Origin of the sequence: Litchfieldella qijiaojingensis, from assembly GCF_014651875.1 — a bacterium.
Taxonomy (GTDB): domain Bacteria; phylum Pseudomonadota; class Gammaproteobacteria; order Pseudomonadales; family Halomonadaceae; genus Litchfieldella; species Litchfieldella qijiaojingensis.
Map to the genome: position 1 here is coordinate 186,509 of NZ_BMXS01000001.1, position 16,961 is coordinate 203,469.

Annotated in this window: 16 protein-coding genes; 11 read left to right on the plus strand and 5 right to left on the minus strand. The window is 60.8% G+C overall.

Annotated features, from left to right (window positions below; all coding sequences use genetic code 11):
• The first annotated feature begins 5 nt into the window (after positions 1–5).
• The 7 genes from IE093_RS00970 (at position 6) to IE093_RS01000 (ending at position 8,774) form a co-directional block, all read left to right on the plus strand.
• Positions 6–1,178, plus strand: a complete 1,173-nt coding sequence (locus IE093_RS00970; RefSeq protein ID WP_189465073.1) for an ABC transporter permease — start codon at positions 6–8, stop codon at positions 1,176–1,178.
• Positions 1,171–2,115 carry an ABC transporter ATP-binding protein gene (locus IE093_RS00975; RefSeq protein ID WP_189465076.1) on the plus strand — a complete coding sequence of 315 codons (945 nt, stop codon included), beginning with the start codon at positions 1,171–1,173 and terminating at the stop codon, positions 2,113–2,115. Before IE093_RS00970 ends, IE093_RS00975 begins: the two co-directional genes overlap by 8 nt.
• Positions 2,112–2,864 carry an ABC transporter permease gene (locus tag IE093_RS00980; protein WP_229803133.1) on the plus strand — a complete coding sequence of 251 codons (753 nt, stop codon included), beginning with the start codon at positions 2,112–2,114 and terminating at the stop codon, positions 2,862–2,864. Before IE093_RS00975 ends, IE093_RS00980 begins: the two co-directional genes overlap by 4 nt.
• A 201-nt stretch (positions 2,865–3,065) precedes the next feature.
• Positions 3,066–4,250 (plus strand): thiamine pyrophosphate-dependent dehydrogenase E1 component subunit alpha, encoded by a 1,185-nt coding sequence (locus tag IE093_RS00985; RefSeq protein WP_189465078.1) that lies wholly within the window; start codon positions 3,066–3,068, stop codon positions 4,248–4,250.
• Between the two features lies 1 nt (position 4,251).
• Complete coding sequence (locus IE093_RS00990; protein ID WP_189465081.1) at positions 4,252–5,229, plus strand: alpha-ketoacid dehydrogenase subunit beta; 978 nt, start codon at positions 4,252–4,254, stop codon at positions 5,227–5,229.
• A 26-nt stretch (positions 5,230–5,255) separates the two neighbouring features.
• Entirely contained in the window at positions 5,256–6,893 is a 1,638-nt protein-coding gene (locus tag IE093_RS00995; RefSeq protein ID WP_189465084.1) for a dihydrolipoyllysine-residue acetyltransferase, read from the plus strand.
• Positions 6,894–6,914: 21 nt separating this feature from the next.
• On the plus strand, positions 6,915–8,774 hold the full coding sequence (locus tag IE093_RS01000; RefSeq protein ID WP_189465087.1) for a protein kinase domain-containing protein: 1,860 nt from the start codon (positions 6,915–6,917) through the stop codon (positions 8,772–8,774).
• A gap of 1 nt (position 8,775) precedes the next feature.
• On the opposite strand, the gene IE093_RS01005 is transcribed toward IE093_RS01000, so the two are convergent.
• The 4 genes from IE093_RS01005 to IE093_RS01020 are packed head-to-tail and all read right to left on the minus strand — an operon-like array spanning position 8,776 to position 12,256.
• Positions 8,776–9,312 (minus strand): winged helix DNA-binding protein, encoded by a 537-nt coding sequence (locus IE093_RS01005; protein WP_189465090.1) that lies wholly within the window; start codon positions 9,310–9,312, stop codon positions 8,776–8,778.
• Positions 9,312–10,610, minus strand: coding sequence for a TRAP transporter large permease (locus tag IE093_RS01010; protein ID WP_189465093.1), 1,299 nt, complete (start codon positions 10,608–10,610; stop codon positions 9,312–9,314). The genes IE093_RS01005 and IE093_RS01010 overlap by 1 nt, the downstream gene beginning before the upstream one ends.
• 15 nt (positions 10,611–10,625) lie before the next feature.
• Positions 10,626–11,204 carry a TRAP transporter small permease gene (locus tag IE093_RS01015; protein WP_229803135.1) on the minus strand — a complete coding sequence of 193 codons (579 nt, stop codon included), beginning with the start codon at positions 11,202–11,204 and terminating at the stop codon, positions 10,626–10,628.
• A gap of 41 nt (positions 11,205–11,245) precedes the next feature.
• The gene (locus IE093_RS01020; RefSeq protein ID WP_189465096.1) at positions 11,246–12,256 is read right to left on the minus strand and encodes a TRAP transporter substrate-binding protein; all 1,011 of its coding nucleotides are present in this window, start codon (positions 12,254–12,256) and stop codon (positions 11,246–11,248) included.
• A 271-nt stretch (positions 12,257–12,527) separates the two neighbouring features.
• Here IE093_RS01020 and IE093_RS01025 point away from each other — a divergent pair, with 271 nt between their 5' ends.
• From IE093_RS01025 to IE093_RS01035, 3 genes are read left to right on the plus strand one after another with little or no spacing between them, the layout of a single operon-like run.
• Positions 12,528–13,283 carry a 5-oxoprolinase subunit PxpA gene (locus IE093_RS01025; RefSeq protein ID WP_189465098.1) on the plus strand — a complete coding sequence of 252 codons (756 nt, stop codon included), beginning with the start codon at positions 12,528–12,530 and terminating at the stop codon, positions 13,281–13,283.
• Positions 13,280–14,002 carry a 5-oxoprolinase subunit PxpB gene (gene pxpB / locus IE093_RS01030; protein WP_189465101.1) on the plus strand — a complete coding sequence of 241 codons (723 nt, stop codon included), beginning with the start codon at positions 13,280–13,282 and terminating at the stop codon, positions 14,000–14,002. Before IE093_RS01025 ends, pxpB begins: the two co-directional genes overlap by 4 nt.
• 2 nt (positions 14,003–14,004) lie before the next feature.
• Complete coding sequence (locus IE093_RS01035) at positions 14,005–14,991, plus strand: 5-oxoprolinase subunit C family protein (protein ID WP_189465828.1); 987 nt, start codon at positions 14,005–14,007, stop codon at positions 14,989–14,991.
• Here IE093_RS01035 and csiR read toward each other — a convergent pair.
• Positions 14,957–15,643 (minus strand): DNA-binding transcriptional regulator CsiR, encoded by a 687-nt coding sequence (csiR, locus tag IE093_RS01040; protein WP_189465104.1) that lies wholly within the window; start codon positions 15,641–15,643, stop codon positions 14,957–14,959. The genes IE093_RS01035 and csiR overlap by 35 nt on opposite strands.
• A 121-nt stretch (positions 15,644–15,764) precedes the next feature.
• Here csiR and lhgO point away from each other — a divergent pair, with 121 nt between their 5' ends.
• A complete protein-coding gene (lhgO, locus tag IE093_RS01045; RefSeq protein WP_189465107.1) occupies positions 15,765–16,961 on the plus strand; it encodes an L-2-hydroxyglutarate oxidase in 1,197 nt (398 codons plus the stop codon).

Consider the following 16,961-nt stretch of genomic DNA (forward strand, 5'->3'; position numbering starts at 1 on the left):
GCACCATGTCCGACGCCATGCAATCTCCGAATCGCGTCATCGTTGCCCTGACGACGCTAGCCCTGCTGGTGCTACATGGCCTGGAGCTGGTCAGCGTCCAGCCTAACCGCATCGTGCCAGGCGAAGCCTATCGCCTGGGAGAGATCATGGGGCCGTTTGATGCCGTGTTGCTGTCGCTGCCTTTGCTGGCCGGCTTGTGGCTGGCTTGGCATCCCACCGTGAGGAGGCTGCGTCTGTTGCTCGGCCTCGATGTGGCATTGTTGATCGCATTGCCTTGGGCCTTGGCAGCCTTCTCTCTGGCCTTCGTCGATTCTGGGCAGCCCTACGCCAGGGCCGGTATCGGCGCAGGCGTCTGGAGCCTGCTGTTCCTGTTGCTGTTGATTCTGATCGAGCTACGCACCCGATTGAATCCGACACGCGGTGCGTTGCTGCTGGTCGGCGGACTGGTGCTGGGTTCGTTGACGCTCGCCCTGGTATCGGGATGGCTCGATACGCTGGCCCTGCTGCGGGAATACGCCAGTCGTCGCGAACAGTTCACGTCCGCCTTGCTGTATCACTTGTGGCTGGTCGGGGCGGCCGTGTCGCTGAGCCTAGTCATCGGTTTTGCCCTGGCGCTGACGATTCGCAGCTTCACTCGTCTGCAAACGACCACGTTCGGGGTGCTGAGCGTGATTCAGACGATTCCGAGCCTGGCCCTGTTCGGGCTGTTGCTGGCACCGTTGGCATGGCTGGCGGCGCGTTATCCGCTGCTTGCCGAGTTGGGGGTGCAAGGGATCGGTTGGACACCTGCATTGATTGCATTGGTTGGCTACAGCCTGCTGCCAATGACGCGCAACACCTTCGTGGCCCTGGAGGAAGTACCGCCCGACGTGATCGAAGCCGCGCGCGGCATGGGCATGAGCCCCTGGCAAATCTTCTTCCAGGTGCGCCTGCCACTAGGTTTGCCAGTGCTGCTGGAGGGGATTCGTGTCACTACCATCCAGGCGGTTGGCCTGGCCGCCGTCGCGGCACTGATTGGGGCCGGAGGGCTCGGCACCTTCATCTTCCAGGGACTGGGCCAGGCGGCCATGGATCTGGTGGTGTTGGGCGCGTTACCGATCCTCGTCATGGCGCTGATCGTAGATGCCGGCTTCAGTGCGCTAGCGGCATATTTCCGGCGTGGAGTCGTGCATGATTGAACTGCAGGAGGTCAGCAAGGTATTCGGCCGCGAGCGGGCAGTGGATGGCATTTCGCTGACGGTGGCCAATGGCGAGCTGTGCGTGCTGGTGGGCACCTCGGGCTGTGGCAAGTCGACCACGCTACGCATGATCAACCGGTTGATCGAGCACAGTGCGGGTCAGATCTTGATCGATGGTCGGCAGATCCGCTCGTTCAATGAGCAGGTACTGCGGCGGCGCATCGGCTATGCCATCCAGAACACCGGTCTGTTTCCTCACTGGTCGGTGGCGCGCAACATTGGCCTGGTGCCGCGTTTGCTGAAGTGGATGCCGGCCCGTATCGATGTTCGAGTTACCGAGCTGATGGAGTTACTGGGCCTCGATCCGGCGGTCTTCGCCGAGAAGATGCCCGCTCAGCTTTCCGGCGGCCAGGCTCAGCGTGTCGGCGTGGCGCGTGCACTGGCCGCAGATCCGGATATCCTGCTGATGGACGAGCCTTTCGGGGCGCTCGATCCGATCACTCGCGAAACCCTGCAGGACGAGTTGCTGCGGCTGCAGTCGCGGCTCAGGAAGACCATCGTTTTCGTCACTCATGACATGGACGAAGCTCTCAAGCTCGCCGATCGCATCGTGGTCATGAGTCAGGGGCGCATCGTGCAGCAGGGCACACCTCAGGCTCTGCTACGTGAACCGGCGAATGGTTTCGTCGAATCGCTGCTTGGAGGGGCGGACCGAGGGCTCAAGCAGGCTGGCCTGACTCGGGTGGCTGCCCGGATGCAGCCGCTGGGTACTTCCCGCCCCAGTCGATCCGATCCATCGGTCGGTATCGATGACAGTCTGCGTTTGGCGCTGTCGCTGATGCTCTGGCATCACTGTGAGAGCCTGACGGTCGTCGATGGGACTGGACGTCCGGTAGGAACTCTATCACTGCACGATCTGCTCAAGGCAGCACCATGAAGCGGCTGGCGGAAAGCATGTGGCAGCGTCCGTCCCTGTGGGAATGGTGGGTTCCCTTGGCATGGCTGGCGGCACTGCTGGGCATGGTGCTGGCGATACCCTGGCTGGAGGATGTCTTTCGCCAAATCGCCCCCAATAGCCGTTCGGTGATTTATCAGCGCAATGCCTTCCTGACGCTGGTGGTCAACCATATGGCCATCGTCGGCGTGGCTTCGCTGGTAGCCATCATTGCCGGGGTGGGGGCGGCGGTGATGGTGACTCGCTCCTGGGGGCGCGATTTCCTGCCGCTGGTCGCCCAACTCGCTTCCATGGGGCAGACATTTCCTCCGGTGGCCGTGCTGGCTCTCTCGGTACCGATGCTGGGATTCGGGACCGAGCCGACGATCGTTGCCTTGGTTCTCTACGGTCTGTTACCGATCGTTCGCAACACCTTGGTCGGCTTGCAGGGAATCGATGCCGACGTGCTGGAAGCGGCGCGTGGCATGGGCATGTCGGGTGGTCAGGTCCTGTGGCAAGTGGAGTTTCCTCTCGCATTGACGGTCATCGTCGCTGGTATCCGCACGTCAGTGACCATCAACATCGCCACCGCCGCCATAGGATCGACGATCGGGGCCAAGACGCTGGGCGAACCCATCATTGCTGGCATCGTCAATGGCAACACCGCTTACATCCTGCAAGGTGCTCTGCTTATCGCCCTGTTGGCGCTATGCGTGGACAGCGCCTTCGAGCGTGTTTCCCGACACCTGTAACCGTACGGCGTATCGACTAACGTCGTATCCCGAATGGCATGTTCCGTGCCGGATTTTACGTTAACGTTAACGGTAGATTGAGCAATCGGTAACGTTGGTGGAGTGAATATCGAATCCCGCTAACATTGAACTACAGTTGAACTAACCGCACCCCCACAAGGGGAGTGGCGTTCCTCAAGCCATTACCCAAGGAAGAGGACCATGACGACAACGAGATCCGAGGTCACCTATACCCCGACCTTCACCGACGGTGACGAGTTTCGTCTTCCCACTTTCAAGCTCCTGCAGCAGGACGGCACGCTCTACGACGGTGCCGAAGCCCCCGACCTGGACCGTGACAAGGCCTTGCGCATCTATCGCGCCATGCTCTTCACGCGTGTGCTCGACGAACGCATGATGGCGGCCCAGCGCCAGGGGCGGTTGAGCTTCTACATGCAGTGCACCGGCGAGGAAGCCGCAGTCATCGGCAGTACGGCTGCGTTGGACGATGCCGACATGATCATGGCTCAGTATCGTGAGCAGGGAGCCCTGGCCTATCGCGGCTTCACCACCGACGAGTTCATGAATCAGTTGTTCGGCAACGAGCAGGACTACGGCAAGGGACGGCAGATGCCGATCCACTACGGCTCGGCCAAGCTCCACTACATGACCATTTCCTCGCCGCTGGCCACGCAGATTCCCCAGGCCGTGGGCTATGCCTATGGCCAGAAGCTGGCTGGAGAGAAGCACTGCACCATCACCTACTTTGGCGAGGGGGCAGCCTCGGAAGGGGACTTCCATGCCGCCTTAAACATGGCCACGGTGCACAAGGTGCCGGTGATCTTCTTCTGCCGCAACAACGGCTACGCAATTTCCACTCCCACCATCGAGCAGTTCGCCGCCGATGGAGTGGCACCGCGAGCGTTCGGTTACAAGATGCAGGTCATCCGGGTCGATGGTAACGATGTCCTGGCCGTTCATGAAGCCACCAGGATCGCCCGTCGCATGGTGGTCGAGAACAACAGCCCGGTACTGATCGAGGCCATGACTTACCGCCTCGCGGCGCATTCGTCGTCCGACGACCCTTCCGGCTATCGCAGCAGAAAGGAGGAGGAAGCATGGCGGGAAAAGGATCCCATTCTGCGCATGCGGCACTGGTTGCAGGATCGGGAGTGGTGGAGCGAAGACGACGAAAAGGCCCTGCAGGAAAGCTTGCGCCGCGAGGTGCTCGAAACCATGAAACGCGCCGAGAAGCGCCAACCGCCGGCGCTGGAAACGCTGGTCAGCGACGTCTATGACGTCATCACCCCGGCGCTTGCCGAGCAGCTCGAGCAACTCAAGGCGCATATTCGCAAGTATCCGGAGGCCTATCCGAAGAGCGCTGGCCGAGGCAAGGGAGGAGCGTGACATGGCGAAGATGAACATGCTGCAGGCCATCAACAATGCCCTGGATATCGCCATGGCCGCCGACGAAGGGGTACTGTGCTTCGGTGAAGACGTGGGGGAGTTCGGCGGGGTGTTTCGCGCCACCAGCAATCTGCAGCAGAAATACGGCAAGACGCGCTGCTTCAATACGCCGCTGGTGGAGCAGGGCATCATCGGTTTTGCCAACGGGCTCGCCGCACAGGGGTCGATCCCCGTGGCAGAGATCCAGTTCGCCGATTACATCTTTCCGGCCTTCGACCAGATCGTCAACGAAACGGCCAAGTTCCGTTATCGTTCAGGCAACCTCTTCAATGTCGGTGGGCTGACCATTCGGGCACCCTATGGTGGCGGCATTTCCGGCGGGCATTACCATTCGCAGTCGCCGGAAGCCTATTTCGCTCATACCCCGGGGTTGAAGGTCGTGGTGCCGCGCAACCCTCATCAGGCCAAGGGGCTGCTGCTGGGATCGATCCGCGATCAAAACCCGGTGTTGTTCTTCGAGCCCAAACGGCTGTACCGCGCATCCACCGGCGAGGTGCCGGAAAGCGATTATCAGCTTCCTCTGGGCGAGGCCGAAGTCATCAAGGAAGGCGATGACATCACCGTGCTGGGTTGGGGCGCGCAGATGGAGGTGATCGAACGGACCGTCGAGCTGGCCGAAAAGGAGGGCATTTCCTGCGAGGTCATCGACTTGCGCACCATCCTGCCCTGGGACGTGGAAACCGTGGCCGAGTCGGTGCTCAAGACCGGACGGTTGGTGGTGACCCATGAAGCGCCCTTGACCGGTGGCTTTGCCGGCGAGATCGCTGCCGCCATCCAGACGCGTTGCTTTCTCTATCTGGAATCGCCCATTGTCCGCGTGACCGGGCTGGATACTCCCTTCCCGCTGACCCTGGAGAAGGAGTACATGCCCGATCATCTGAAGATCTTCGAGGCCATCAAGGCCAGCATCGAGTTCTAGGTCGATATCAGGACAGGAGCGCAACCATGAGTGATTTTATGCTGCCCGATATCGGCGAAGGTATCGTGGAGTGCGAGCTGGTCAAATGGCTGGTCAGCGAAGGCGATATGATCGAGGAAGATCAGCCAGTGGCCGAAGTGATGACCGACAAGGCGCTAGTGGAGATTCCGGCTCCTTACCGGGGGCGCGTCAGCCGGCTCTATTATCGCGAGGGCGAGATCGCCAAAGTCCATCAGCCCTTGTTCGCCCTGGTCGCCGAAGGTGGAGAGCAGGCAGAGACTAGCGACACGCCGATGTCGTCGAAAGACGAAGAAGAGCTCGCGGGCGAGTCAGCGCAGGAGCAAGCCCCCCCGAAAGAGCCTGCGAGGGTTGTCGCGGCGAGCGAGACGGGTGAAGAGCAAAGCGAGGACTTCATCCTGCCGGATATCGGCGAGGGAATCGTCGAGTGCGAAGTGGTCGAGTGGCGCATCGGCGAGGGCGACGAGATCGAGGAAGACCAGCCCGTGGTCGATGTGATGACCGACAAGGCGATGGTCGAGATCACGGCGCCCAAGGCAGGGCGGGTGACTCACCGCTACTACGCGAAAGGCGAAAGTGCACGGGTGCATTCGCCACTGTTTGCCTTCGTTCCCCGGGATCGCCAGGAAGGCGTGAAGCCAGCGACTTCCGCCGCGCCGCCGCGCCATGCGCCAACCGTCGAGCCCGGCGAGGGTGAGGTCACGCATGCTGGGGTAAACCTTCGACGCCAGCGAATTCCTGCCAGTCCGGCGGTGCGCCGGCTGGTACGTGAACATGGCCTGACGTTAGCCGATATCCCAGGTTCGGGAAAGGATGGCCGAGTGCTCAAGGCCGATGTTCTTGCATATCTCGAAAGACGGCCCGAGCCTGTGCGTGGCGCTGCCCGGCCACAACAGGCCGAGACAAGAAGAGAGGAACGAGCGAGAGTCGAGCGCGAGCGAGAGGTCCGCATCGAACCGATCAAGGGCATGCAGGCTGTGATGGCCCGGCGCATGGCGGAAGCGGCCTCTACCATCCCTCACTTCACCTACGGCGACGAGATCGATGTCACCGAACTCTTGGCCTTGCGCGAGCGTCTCAAGGATGAAGCACAGGCACAGGGGACGCGCTTGACGCTGATGCCGTTCTTCATGAAGGCCGTGGCGCTGGCGGTAAGGGAATTCCCGATTCTCAATAGCCGGATCAACGACGAGGTGACCGAAATCCACTATCAGCCTCACTGCAATATCGGCATGGCGGTGGACGGCCGGGGGGGGTTGATCGTGCCCAACGTCAAGAGCGTCGAGCGTCTGTCCTTGTTGGAGATTGCCGCTGAAGTGGCGCGCCTGACCGAAGCCGCTCGCGAAGGGCGTGTCGGGCAGGCGGATCTCAAGGACGGTACCATCAGCATTTCCAATATCGGGGCGTTGGGAGGCACCTATGCGTCGCCGATCATCAATGCGCCCGAGGTGGCCATTGTCGCCCTCGGCCGGGTCCAACGGCTGCCACGCTTCGACGATCACGGTGGGGTGATCGAGCGAGCGATCATGACCGTTAGCTGGGCCGGGGACCACCGCATCATCGATGGCGGCACCATCGCGCGCTTCTGCAATCGCTGGAAAGGCTATCTCGAATCGCCTCAGTCGATGCTGTTGCAAATGGGTTGACGATAGCGAGGTCGGCCGGTCATGACGCAAGCGCAAGTGCCTCTGCAGCAGTTCTACATTCCCGAAGAGCAGTCGATCTATCTGCTCAGTCATGACGATGCCAAGAAGCTCAAGGACTGGGTGGCGCTGTGCACCACCCAGCTCGAACAGCTCGGCTATCGGGATATCGAGCTGATCGGCAAGGGTGCCTATGGTTTCGTGTTTTCCGGCGTGACGGCGCGCAATGCGCAGTATGTCTTCAAGTTCACGCGCGTTACCTTGCCTCAGCACTTGCAGGACCGGCTCGAAGAGGAGGCTTTCATGCTCGAGCAGGTCGCCCATCCTCGGGTTCCTCGGCTGATCGCCTTCCAGCGGCTTCGTAACCAGTCGATCCTGGTAATGGAACGGGCGCCGGGCGAGAACCTGGAGGAGGTGTCGCTGCGCGAGGGGCGCCTCTCGCCGCGACTAGTGGTGCGCATCGCCGCACAACTGGCCGATATCTTGCGCAGCCTTAGGTCCGAGTCGGGGGCTTCCGGTCGCCCCATCGTGCACGGCGACATCAAACCATCCAACCTGGTGTTCGATGCCGAGCGCGAGAATATCGCCTTGATCGACTGGGGCTCGTCGGTATTCGCTCAGCTCGATAAGAATCAGCAGTTCGTCGCCGCCAACGTCATGGAGCTGATGTCCGATAACCTGCAGCAGACCAATGCCCGCCTGGGTGATGTCTACTTCATTGGCGAGGAGCAATTGAACGGTGGGTTGTCGTCACCGCGGTTCGACGAGCAGGGCGCGGCGGGGACCCTCTACGCTCTGGCTTCGGGGCAGTCCTGCCGGTTCGGTCATAAGGCCATCCCGGCCACCTCGTTGGGCCTGCCCATGGAATTCGCGCGTATGCTCGATGGACTGCTCGCCTCCGACCCAGAGCTGCGTCGCCGCGCGGGTGACTATTTCCTCAAGGAAATGCCACGCCTTGCGCGTACCGTGATGTTCGATCTCGAGGAATCGCCGCCCACGCCGATGGTGCCGGTATGGGTGCGTACGGCCAAGCGCGAGATCGATACCGTGGTATACAGCTCGCGCAAGTCGTTTCTGCGTGAGGAGGGCGCACCGGAAACGCTTAGCGACGTCAACGATGTACAACTCGACCGCTACTACAAGAACTTCATGCAAGGCATGGGAGAGACCGAGAAGGCCTTTCTCGCCGCGGTCAGCCGACTGGGCAAATACCCTGTGGTGGGAGGATTGGCTGTGCATTGGGAAGCCGACGGCATCTATATCGATACTTCACTCAATCTGCACGATCCCAACCTCAAGACCGCCTTCGTGACGGCGGTCAACAATATGGTCAACCTAGCCAGGGCGATTTATCGCCAGGGCATCTTCAAAAGCTGTCTGTTCAATGCCCGGGATACCCTGCACATCGACCGCGAGGGGCCACACCAACCCTTCGAGCCGTCGCCAGGCATGCGCCTGCCCTATGAGGTGAGCGCTGCCCCGGAGATCGAGGACCGCTCGCGCATGCATTCCTATTTCGAAGATGGGCCGGATCCCGAGGAATTTCTGGTGCTTCCCGAGGAGATCATTTCCTCGCTGGAAGCACTCAATACCATTCACCACACCGGCATGATCATTTTCGAGGCACTGCCCAACCACCTGAAGATTCACAGTTACTACCGACTGCTGGATCCTGCCCGTGAAGAGGAGTTTCGGCGGCGGCTGGACGATATCCTGGCCGCGATCGGACTGATTGAGGGGCTTGGGGTGTCCGGGTTCATGAAGATGCCCTACAAGGACACCAAGTTCTTCCCGCATATCGAGCGCCTGCCGGAGCGCTATTATCCCAAGAACCCAAGAGCCGAGGACCTATCCAGGACTGCACGTGTCGAGGATGTATCGTGATTCACAGCGAAGCGGCGGCGCGTGCCGCCTGGTCGTAGAGTCCTGACATGGCGCGCAGCACACCAGCAATCTGGTGCATGTCCTCGCGCCCGATGCCCAGTGACGCCAGGGATTCGATCAAACATGCTTCGCGTATCTCGGCGTAGCGCTCGCAGGCGACGCGTCCTTCCTCGGTGGTACGGAAAAAGGTCTCCTTGCCGCTTTTCTCGCCGATCACCAGTCCCAGCTTGGTGAGTTTCTTCAAGGCATAGGTCACGGTGTGAGTGTCCTCGACATTGAGCACCAGGCAGATATCCGCCTGTCGCTTGGCGCGCTCACGGTGATTGACGCTATGCAGTACCAGCACGTCCAGCGAGCCCAGTTCGGGAAATCCTGTGGCAGTCATGCAGCGTACCATCCAGCGGTTGAAGGCATGGCTTGAGATGATCATGCCGAATTCGAACTCCGAGAGCTCCTGAGCGTTGCGTGACAGATGTTCCGAAGACACGATCGGGCCACGCGAATGACGCAGGTTGGTGAGGGACGTTTCCTCGTTCATCAGCGATTCCCCATGGCGTTGGGCAGATAGGTGACGATTTCCGGGAAGAGTGTGATCAGCACGACACCCAATAGCATCAAGAAGAAGAACGGCAGGGCCGCCTTGGCGATATGCAGGATGTTCTTGCCGGTCATGCCTTGCAGCACGAACAGATTGAAGCCCACTGGTGGCGTGATCTGTGACATCTCGACCACGATCACCAGGAAAATGCCGAACCAGATCAGGTCGATGCCGGCGGCCTCGACCATCGGTAGCATGATCGAAGTCGTCAGTACCACCACCGAAATGCCATCCAGGAAGCAACCAAGGATGACGAAGAATACGGTAAGCGCCGCCAGTAGCATGAAGGGCGATAGCTCGAGGCTGGCGATCCACGCCGCCAGGTCGCTGGGAATGCGCGTGAAGCCCATGGCGGCGGTGAGGAACGAGGCCCCAGCCAGAATGAAAGCGATCATGCACGAAGTTTTCACCGCTCCCAGCAAGGCGTCGCGGAAAATGGCGGCATTCATGGCCCCTTGCAGGCGCGCCAGCAACAGTGATAGCACGACTCCAACGGCGGCGGCTTCGGTGGGGGATGCCAGACCGGCATAGATCGAGCCGATCACGCCCACGATCAGGCCGAGCATGGGAATCAGGCGCTTCGAGCGGCGTAGCTTTTCCCGCAGTGGAACACTTGCATCGGCCGGGGGAACCTTGTGCGGATAGCGCCAGGACCACAGCATCAGATAGCCTGCGAACAGGCTGATCAGCAGTAACCCCGGCAGGATACCGGCCACGAATAGTCGGGCGATCGACTGATCGGTCGCCACCGCGAATACGATCAGGATGATCGATGGCGGGATCAGCAGTCCCAGCGTCGCGGAGCCGGCCAATGTTCCCAGTACCAGACGTTCGTCATAGCCACGCCGGGTCAGCTCGGGAATCGACATCTTGCCCATGGTGGCGCAGGTGGCCGCCGAAGAACCGGACACGGCGGCGAAGAGACCGCAGCCGACAACGTTGGTGTGCAGCAGTCGGCCCGGGATGCGCCGCATCCAGGGCGTGAGCCCGGTGAACATGTCCTCCGCCAGCCGTGAGCGGAACAGGATCTCACCCATCCAGATGAACATCGGCAGGGCGGTGAGCTCCCAACTGTAACTCGCGCTCCAGATATCCGAGGCCATGATGTCGCCGGTGGGGATGGAAGTGAATTGACTGATGCCCAGCCAACCCATGCCCATCAGCGCGAAGGCGACCCACACGCCACTCCCCAGCATCACCAGCAACGCGATTGTGAGAACGAGAATCATCAATAGCATGGCAAGTGGCCTCGATTATTCGTTGGTAGCGTCATCGACCTGGAAGGACGACGGTCGGGTCAAGGCGGTAACCAGGGTCGCGACCCAAGCCTCGAGCAGCGCCAGGCAGAACAGTAATATGCCGAGCAGCATGATGCTCTGTGGAATCCACAGCGGGATGCTCAGCAGGCCGTAGGAAGTTTCATTGAAGGCAATGCTGTCCGCGACCAGCCATATCACGTACCAGGCCAGGTACAGGGACAGAAACAGCGCGATGCTCAGGCACCACAGCTCCACGAAGGCACGTACCCTGGCAGGCAAGTGGCCGATCAGCAAGGTGACGCGAATATGTCCGCCATTGACGAAGGTGTAGGCCAGGCCCAGAAAGGTGGCACCGACCAACAGGAAGCCGGAAATTTCCGCCAGGCCGGGAATGGCCAGGCCGATCCTGTCGCCGCCGACCCAGATCATGAACTTGTCGATGATGCGCCCGAGTATCTGCGCTGTGATCATGGCGCAGATCAGGCTCAAGCAGGTGCCCGACAGGTAGGCTCCCAGGTCATATAGAGAACGTAAACGATAGTGCATGAGGGTCACTCGCAAGGACTTGGCCATGGTGGAGCGTTCCCCCGGCATTAGCGCCGGGGGAAGCGCTGTTACTGGTGGGCCTGACGGTAGGATTCGAGGATGCGCATTCCTTGCTCGCCGGCGCGCTGTCCCCATTCCTCGGTCATGGTGGCACCGATTTCTTCCAGGGACTCAGCCAACTCAGGAGTCGGTTCGCTGACCTCGATGCCATTGTCACGCAGGATCTGGATAGCGTCCTCGGTCTCCTGGCGACTCATCTCCCAGCCGCGCCGCTCGGCTTCCTGCGCTGCGTCAAGCACGGCCTGTTGCGTGGCCTCGTCGAGCCGTGAGAAGTCCTGCTCGTTGACGATCACCATGTTCTTGGGAATCCACAACTGAGCATGATTGAAATGACTCAGGTAGTCCCAAGCCTGGGTGTCGGCGCCGGTGGCCGGCGAAGTGATCATGGCGTCTACCCGGCCGGTGCTGAAGGCGGTGGGGATGTCGGGAACCTCTACCTGGGTTGGCACGGCACCAGCGAGTTGAGCGAAGCGTTCGCTGGCGACGTTGTAGGCACGCATGTTGAGGTTGCGCAGGTCGTCGATGGTCTCGACCAACTGCTGGGTATAGATGCCTTGCGGTGGCCAGGGAACGGCGAACAACAGGCGCAAGCGCTGTTCGGCCAGTTCCTCGGCGATCACTTCTCGCGACGCTTCCCACAGCGCCCGGGCATCCTCGTAGTTGGCTGCCAGATAAGGCACGGAGTCGACTTCGAAGATGGGATTCTCGTTGGCCAGCCGCGACATGATCAGTTCACCGATCGGCACGATACCTCTGCGTACCGAGTTCTTGATCTCGGGATGGGCGATCAGTGCGCCGTTGGAATGCACCGTGATCGATAACTCGCCGTTGGTGCGTTCAGCGACATCATCGGCGAATTCGCGGATGTTGACGGTATGGAAGGTGCGGTCGCCGTAGGGAGTCGGCATGTCCCATTCGGTCGCGGCCACCGCGTCGGTGGTCGTCGTCAGGGCAGCGCTTCCCAGTCCCAAGGTGGTTGCGGTAATCAGGCTAGCCAGTAGGGGAGTCCTGGTAGTCATCGAAGGTTCCTCACTTGCAAGTGGTCGTTGTTATTGGCTCGTCACACGCAGCGGAATGCCGCGCTTGCGGGACGCCGGGATCGTATCTTCACTTTGAGAAAACGACGTGTCGTTCAAGCGTTACCCTGAGCATAGACGTCGAATGTCATGAAGGTTAGGCATTACAGTTATGAATCGTCAATGCTATTTAGACTTATTGGTGATTTTGTGTTGATATTTTATCTATAAATTGTATGAAAGATGAGTGCTTTCCTGACGAGAGGTGCCGAACATGGCAACGCTACTGCTTAATGCGGACATGGGCGAAAGCTTTGGTCCTTGGGTCATGGGACTCGATGAACAGGTGATGCCATACGTCGACCTGGCTAACGTCGCGTGTGGCTTCCATGCATCAGATCCCGATACCATGCGGCTCACGGCACGTCTTGCGGCACGGCATGACGTGACCGTGGGCGCCCATCCTGCCTATCCCGACCTGGTCGGTTTCGGGCGGCGCTCCATGGCCTGTTCCGCATTGGAAATCGAGAACCTGGTGCTTTATCAGATCGGCGCGTTGGCTGCCATCTGTCGCGCCGAGGGGGCGCGCCTGGGGTACGTGAAGCCGCATGGTGCGTTGTACAATGACATGATGCGCGATCCGGACAAGCTGGCTGCGATCATGCGTGCCGTAGCCGCTTTCGACGCGGAATTGCCGCTGATGGTCATGGCCACGCGCGAGCCGACTCCCACCCGCGAGTTGGCGCGGCGCGAAGGAGTGACGCTATGGTTCGAGGCCTTCGCCGACCGTGCCTATGATGGGGAAGGTCGACTGGTATCGCGCCGTGAGCCGAAGGCGGTACACCATGATCCCGACGTCATCGTCGATCAAGCCAGGCGCATTGCTCTGGGCCAACCGCTGACGGCCAGCGATGGCAGTGAACTGGTGCTGGAGGCCGATACGCTCTGCGTGCATGGCGACAATCCCGAGTCGATTGCCGCGGTGCAGGCCATTCGTCAGGCCCTGCATGAGATCGAGGTTTCGACATGAGTCGCGAGCTTCCATTGCCTCGTCTCGAGCATGCCGGCATCGATGCCTGGCTGGTGCGCTTGTTCAATGAAATCGACGAGGCGAACATGCCATGGCTCACGGCTCTGATGCGCCGTTGCGAGACGACATTCGGAGCAGCGTTGGTCGATATGGTGCCGTCGTACACCACCCTGCTGGTGCACTACGATCCTTTGGCACTCTCCTCACATGAGGCGCGGCGATACCTCGAAACCGCATTGAGCGGGCTGGCGCCGGACGAGGAGGGGGGGAGAGCGGCGGTCAAGGAGCTTCCTGTCTGGTACGACGACAGTGTAGGACCCGAGCTCGAACGGCTCGAACGTGTCAGCGGTCTGGACCGTGCCGGGGTGATCGAGGCGCACTGCGCGCACGAATATAGGGTCTTTGCGCTGGGGTTTGCCCCGGGGTTTGCCTTCATGGGCAGCGTCGATGAGCGACTGGCCGTGCCACGCCTGGAAACGCCTCGCCAGCGTGTCCCAGCGGGTAGTGTGGCGGTCACCGGTCGCCAGACCGCTGCCTATCCGCGCCTCTCGCCTGGTGGTTGGAACCTGATCGGACGTACCTCGGCGATCTTGTTCGATCGCCAGCGCGAGGGGTTCAGTCTGCTCCGAGTCGGCGATCGTGTCCGGTTCGTCAGTATCGATCGGGTAGAGTTCGAACGCCTTGGTGGCGATCTCTCACCGGTGGAGGAGCGTTCATGACGATGTCCGACGATGCTGTGGGCGTTCTGCGTGTGATCAGAGCGGGTCCGTTGGCGCTATTGCAGGATGCCGGGCGGTTCGGAGTGCGTCGCCTCGGGGTGACCCAGGGAGGGCCGGCTGATCTGCATGCCTGGGCCTGGGCGAATCACCTGTTGGGCAATAGCTGGGGCACAGCGGCGCTGGAGATCGCTCTCGGTGGGCTGGAAATGGTCGCCGAGGACGATATGGTGCTGGCGCTTTGCGGTGCCGATCTGGGGACGACCCTGGACGAGGTGCCCGTCCCCTGCTGGCAGGTGGTGACGATCGCCGCCGGGCAGAGGTTGTGCTTCGGTTCTCCTCGCGATGGCGTCAGGGCCTACCTGGCGGTGGCCGGCGGTTTTCTGGCTGAGCCGGTATTGGGCAGCGTGGCCTGCGTGAGTCGCGAAGGGTTGGGAGGACACGATGGCCAGGGCCGGGCGTTGGCGGCAGATGATCGGCTGCGTGTCGACCGGAGCTGCCAGGCGTCCGCGCGTGAGCACTACAAGGGAAGGCAAGTGCCCGTCGAAGAGCGGATCGATTACCGGAATCCGGCGCGACTGTCCTTGATGCCCGGGGCTCAGATCGCCGACTTCAGCGGGGCGAGCCTGTTCGCCGCTTTCAATCGACCATGGCATGTGGATGCCCGCGCCGATCGCATGGGCGTGCGGCTCAAGGGGCCACGGCTACGCTGCCGCCTGGGCACGATGATTTCCGAAGGAATTCCTTTGGGAGCGGTGCAGGTGCCTGCGGACGGTCAGCCGATCGTGCTGCTCAATGATCGCCAGACGATCGGCGGTTATCCGCGTTTGGGGGCGTTGACGCCGTTGGCCTGTGCGAGACTGGCGCAATGTCAACCGGGTCAGGAAGTGAGGCTGGTTGCCGAAGCGCCGCAACGCGCCCAGGAGGACTATCGGCGTTTTCGCCGCCGTTTCGGCGTTACACCAACCCTTGGCGACGCATCACCTCGGTGATGATCGGCACCGGTGTCAGCAGGTGTTCATGCATCATTTTCGCGGCACGTTCGGCGTCGCGGGACAGTACCACGTCAACCAGGGCAGCGTGTTCCTGGCGTTTCCTCTCGAGGGCCTGTTCGGAGAATACCGTTTCCTGCAGCCATAGATGACGATAACGCTCGGCCTGGTCGAACAGGCTGGCCCTGACCTGCAGCAGGTGGGAAGATCCGCAGCCGGCGACCATGGCGGTATGAAAGGCCTTGTGACGGGCATCCCAGACATCGAGCACCTCATCGGCGCTATTGACTTCGACTACCTTGGAAAGGGTGTGAGCCTTGGCCAGAATCTCCGCTTCCCAGGTGTCGTCACCCCGTTCGATAGCCAATCTCAAAAGCATGGCTTCGAGTTGGGAGCGTGCATCGTAGATGTCATCGAGTTCGGCAAGCGACATCGAGGCAACCCGGTAGCCGCGCTGGCTGATCGCTACCACCAGGCGTTCGGCGACGAGCTGCGAAAGTGCCTCGCGCAATGGGCCGACACCTAGGTCGTAACGCTCCTTGAGGCGACTCATCAGCAGTTTTTCCCCAGGGGGGAAAACACCGCGAATGATGTCGTGCTTCAACCAGGAATAGGCACTGATGCCGAGGTTCTGACGAGAGGGACTGTCCATGGGTGATTCCGACATGAGTATGGCGCCATGATACGCAATCTGGTTTGAGCTGGCGAAACTCTGCAAAACAAGCTGATATTATGCAATAACGTCTACATTATTGATAACAAGAGGCGCTCAGGTGTACGACTTCATCATCATTGGGGGTGGCATCCTCGGCATGTCGACCGCGATGCAACTGATCAGGGCCTATCCGGATCACAAGATGCTGGTGGTGGAAAAGGAACAGGCTCTGGCCCGGCATCAATCTGGACATAACAGCGGCGTGATTCATGCCGGTGTCTATTACAAGCCGGGTAGCCTCAAGGCCAGGTTCTGTCTGGAGGGCAATCGGGCGACCAAGGCCTTCTGCGATGAGCACGGGATTCGGTACGAGGCCCGCGGCAAGTTGCTGGTGGCAACCAGCGACCTGGAAATGCAGCGCATGCAAGCGCTGTGGGAACGCACCAAGGCAAACGGTCTCGAACGATACTGGCTGAATGCCGACGAGCTTCGCGAGCGCGAGCCCAATATCACTGGAGTAGGGGCGATCTTCGTGCCTTCCAGCGGTATCGTCGATTTCGCTGAAGTCACCCGTGCCATGGCGCGCGAATTCGAACGCCTGGGTGGCGAGATTCGCCTCTCGACCCAGGTAACCAGGATCGAAGAACGTCCCCACGAGGTCGTGGTCAAGACTCGCCAGGATGAATTGACGACCCACTACCTGGTGTCCTGTGCCGGACTGATGGCCGACCGCATTGTCAGGATGCTGGGCAAGGATCCGGGATTCACCATCTGTCCTTTCAGGGGGGAGTATTACGCGCTTCCCGAGAAGCATAACCGCATCGTCAACCACCTTATCTACCCCATTCCCGATCCTGGCATGCCGTTCCTGGGGGTACACTTGACCCCCATGATCAACGGTAGCGTCACGGTGGGGCCCAACGCCGTGCTGGCCTTGAAGCGAGAAGGATATCGCAAGATCGATATCTCGCTGCCGGACATGGCGCGGATGTTCTTGTATCCTGGGGTTCTCAAGGCCCTGAGCGCCAATATGCGTCCGGGGATGGCCGAACTCAGGAATACGCTGTCCAAGAAGCGTTATCTCGCGGAAGTGCGCAAATATTGCCCCAGTCTCACGGTCGACGACCTCGGCCCCTACCCGGCGGGTGTCAGGGCGCAGGCTGTTTCACGCGACGGTCGTCTGATCGAGGATTTCCTGTTCGTCAACAGTCGCCGTACGGTCAACGTCTGCAATGCTCCTTCACCGGCGGCAACGTCGGCACTACCGATCGGCGCGCATATTGTGGCCAAGGTCAAGGAACAGGTGGAAGGCTAA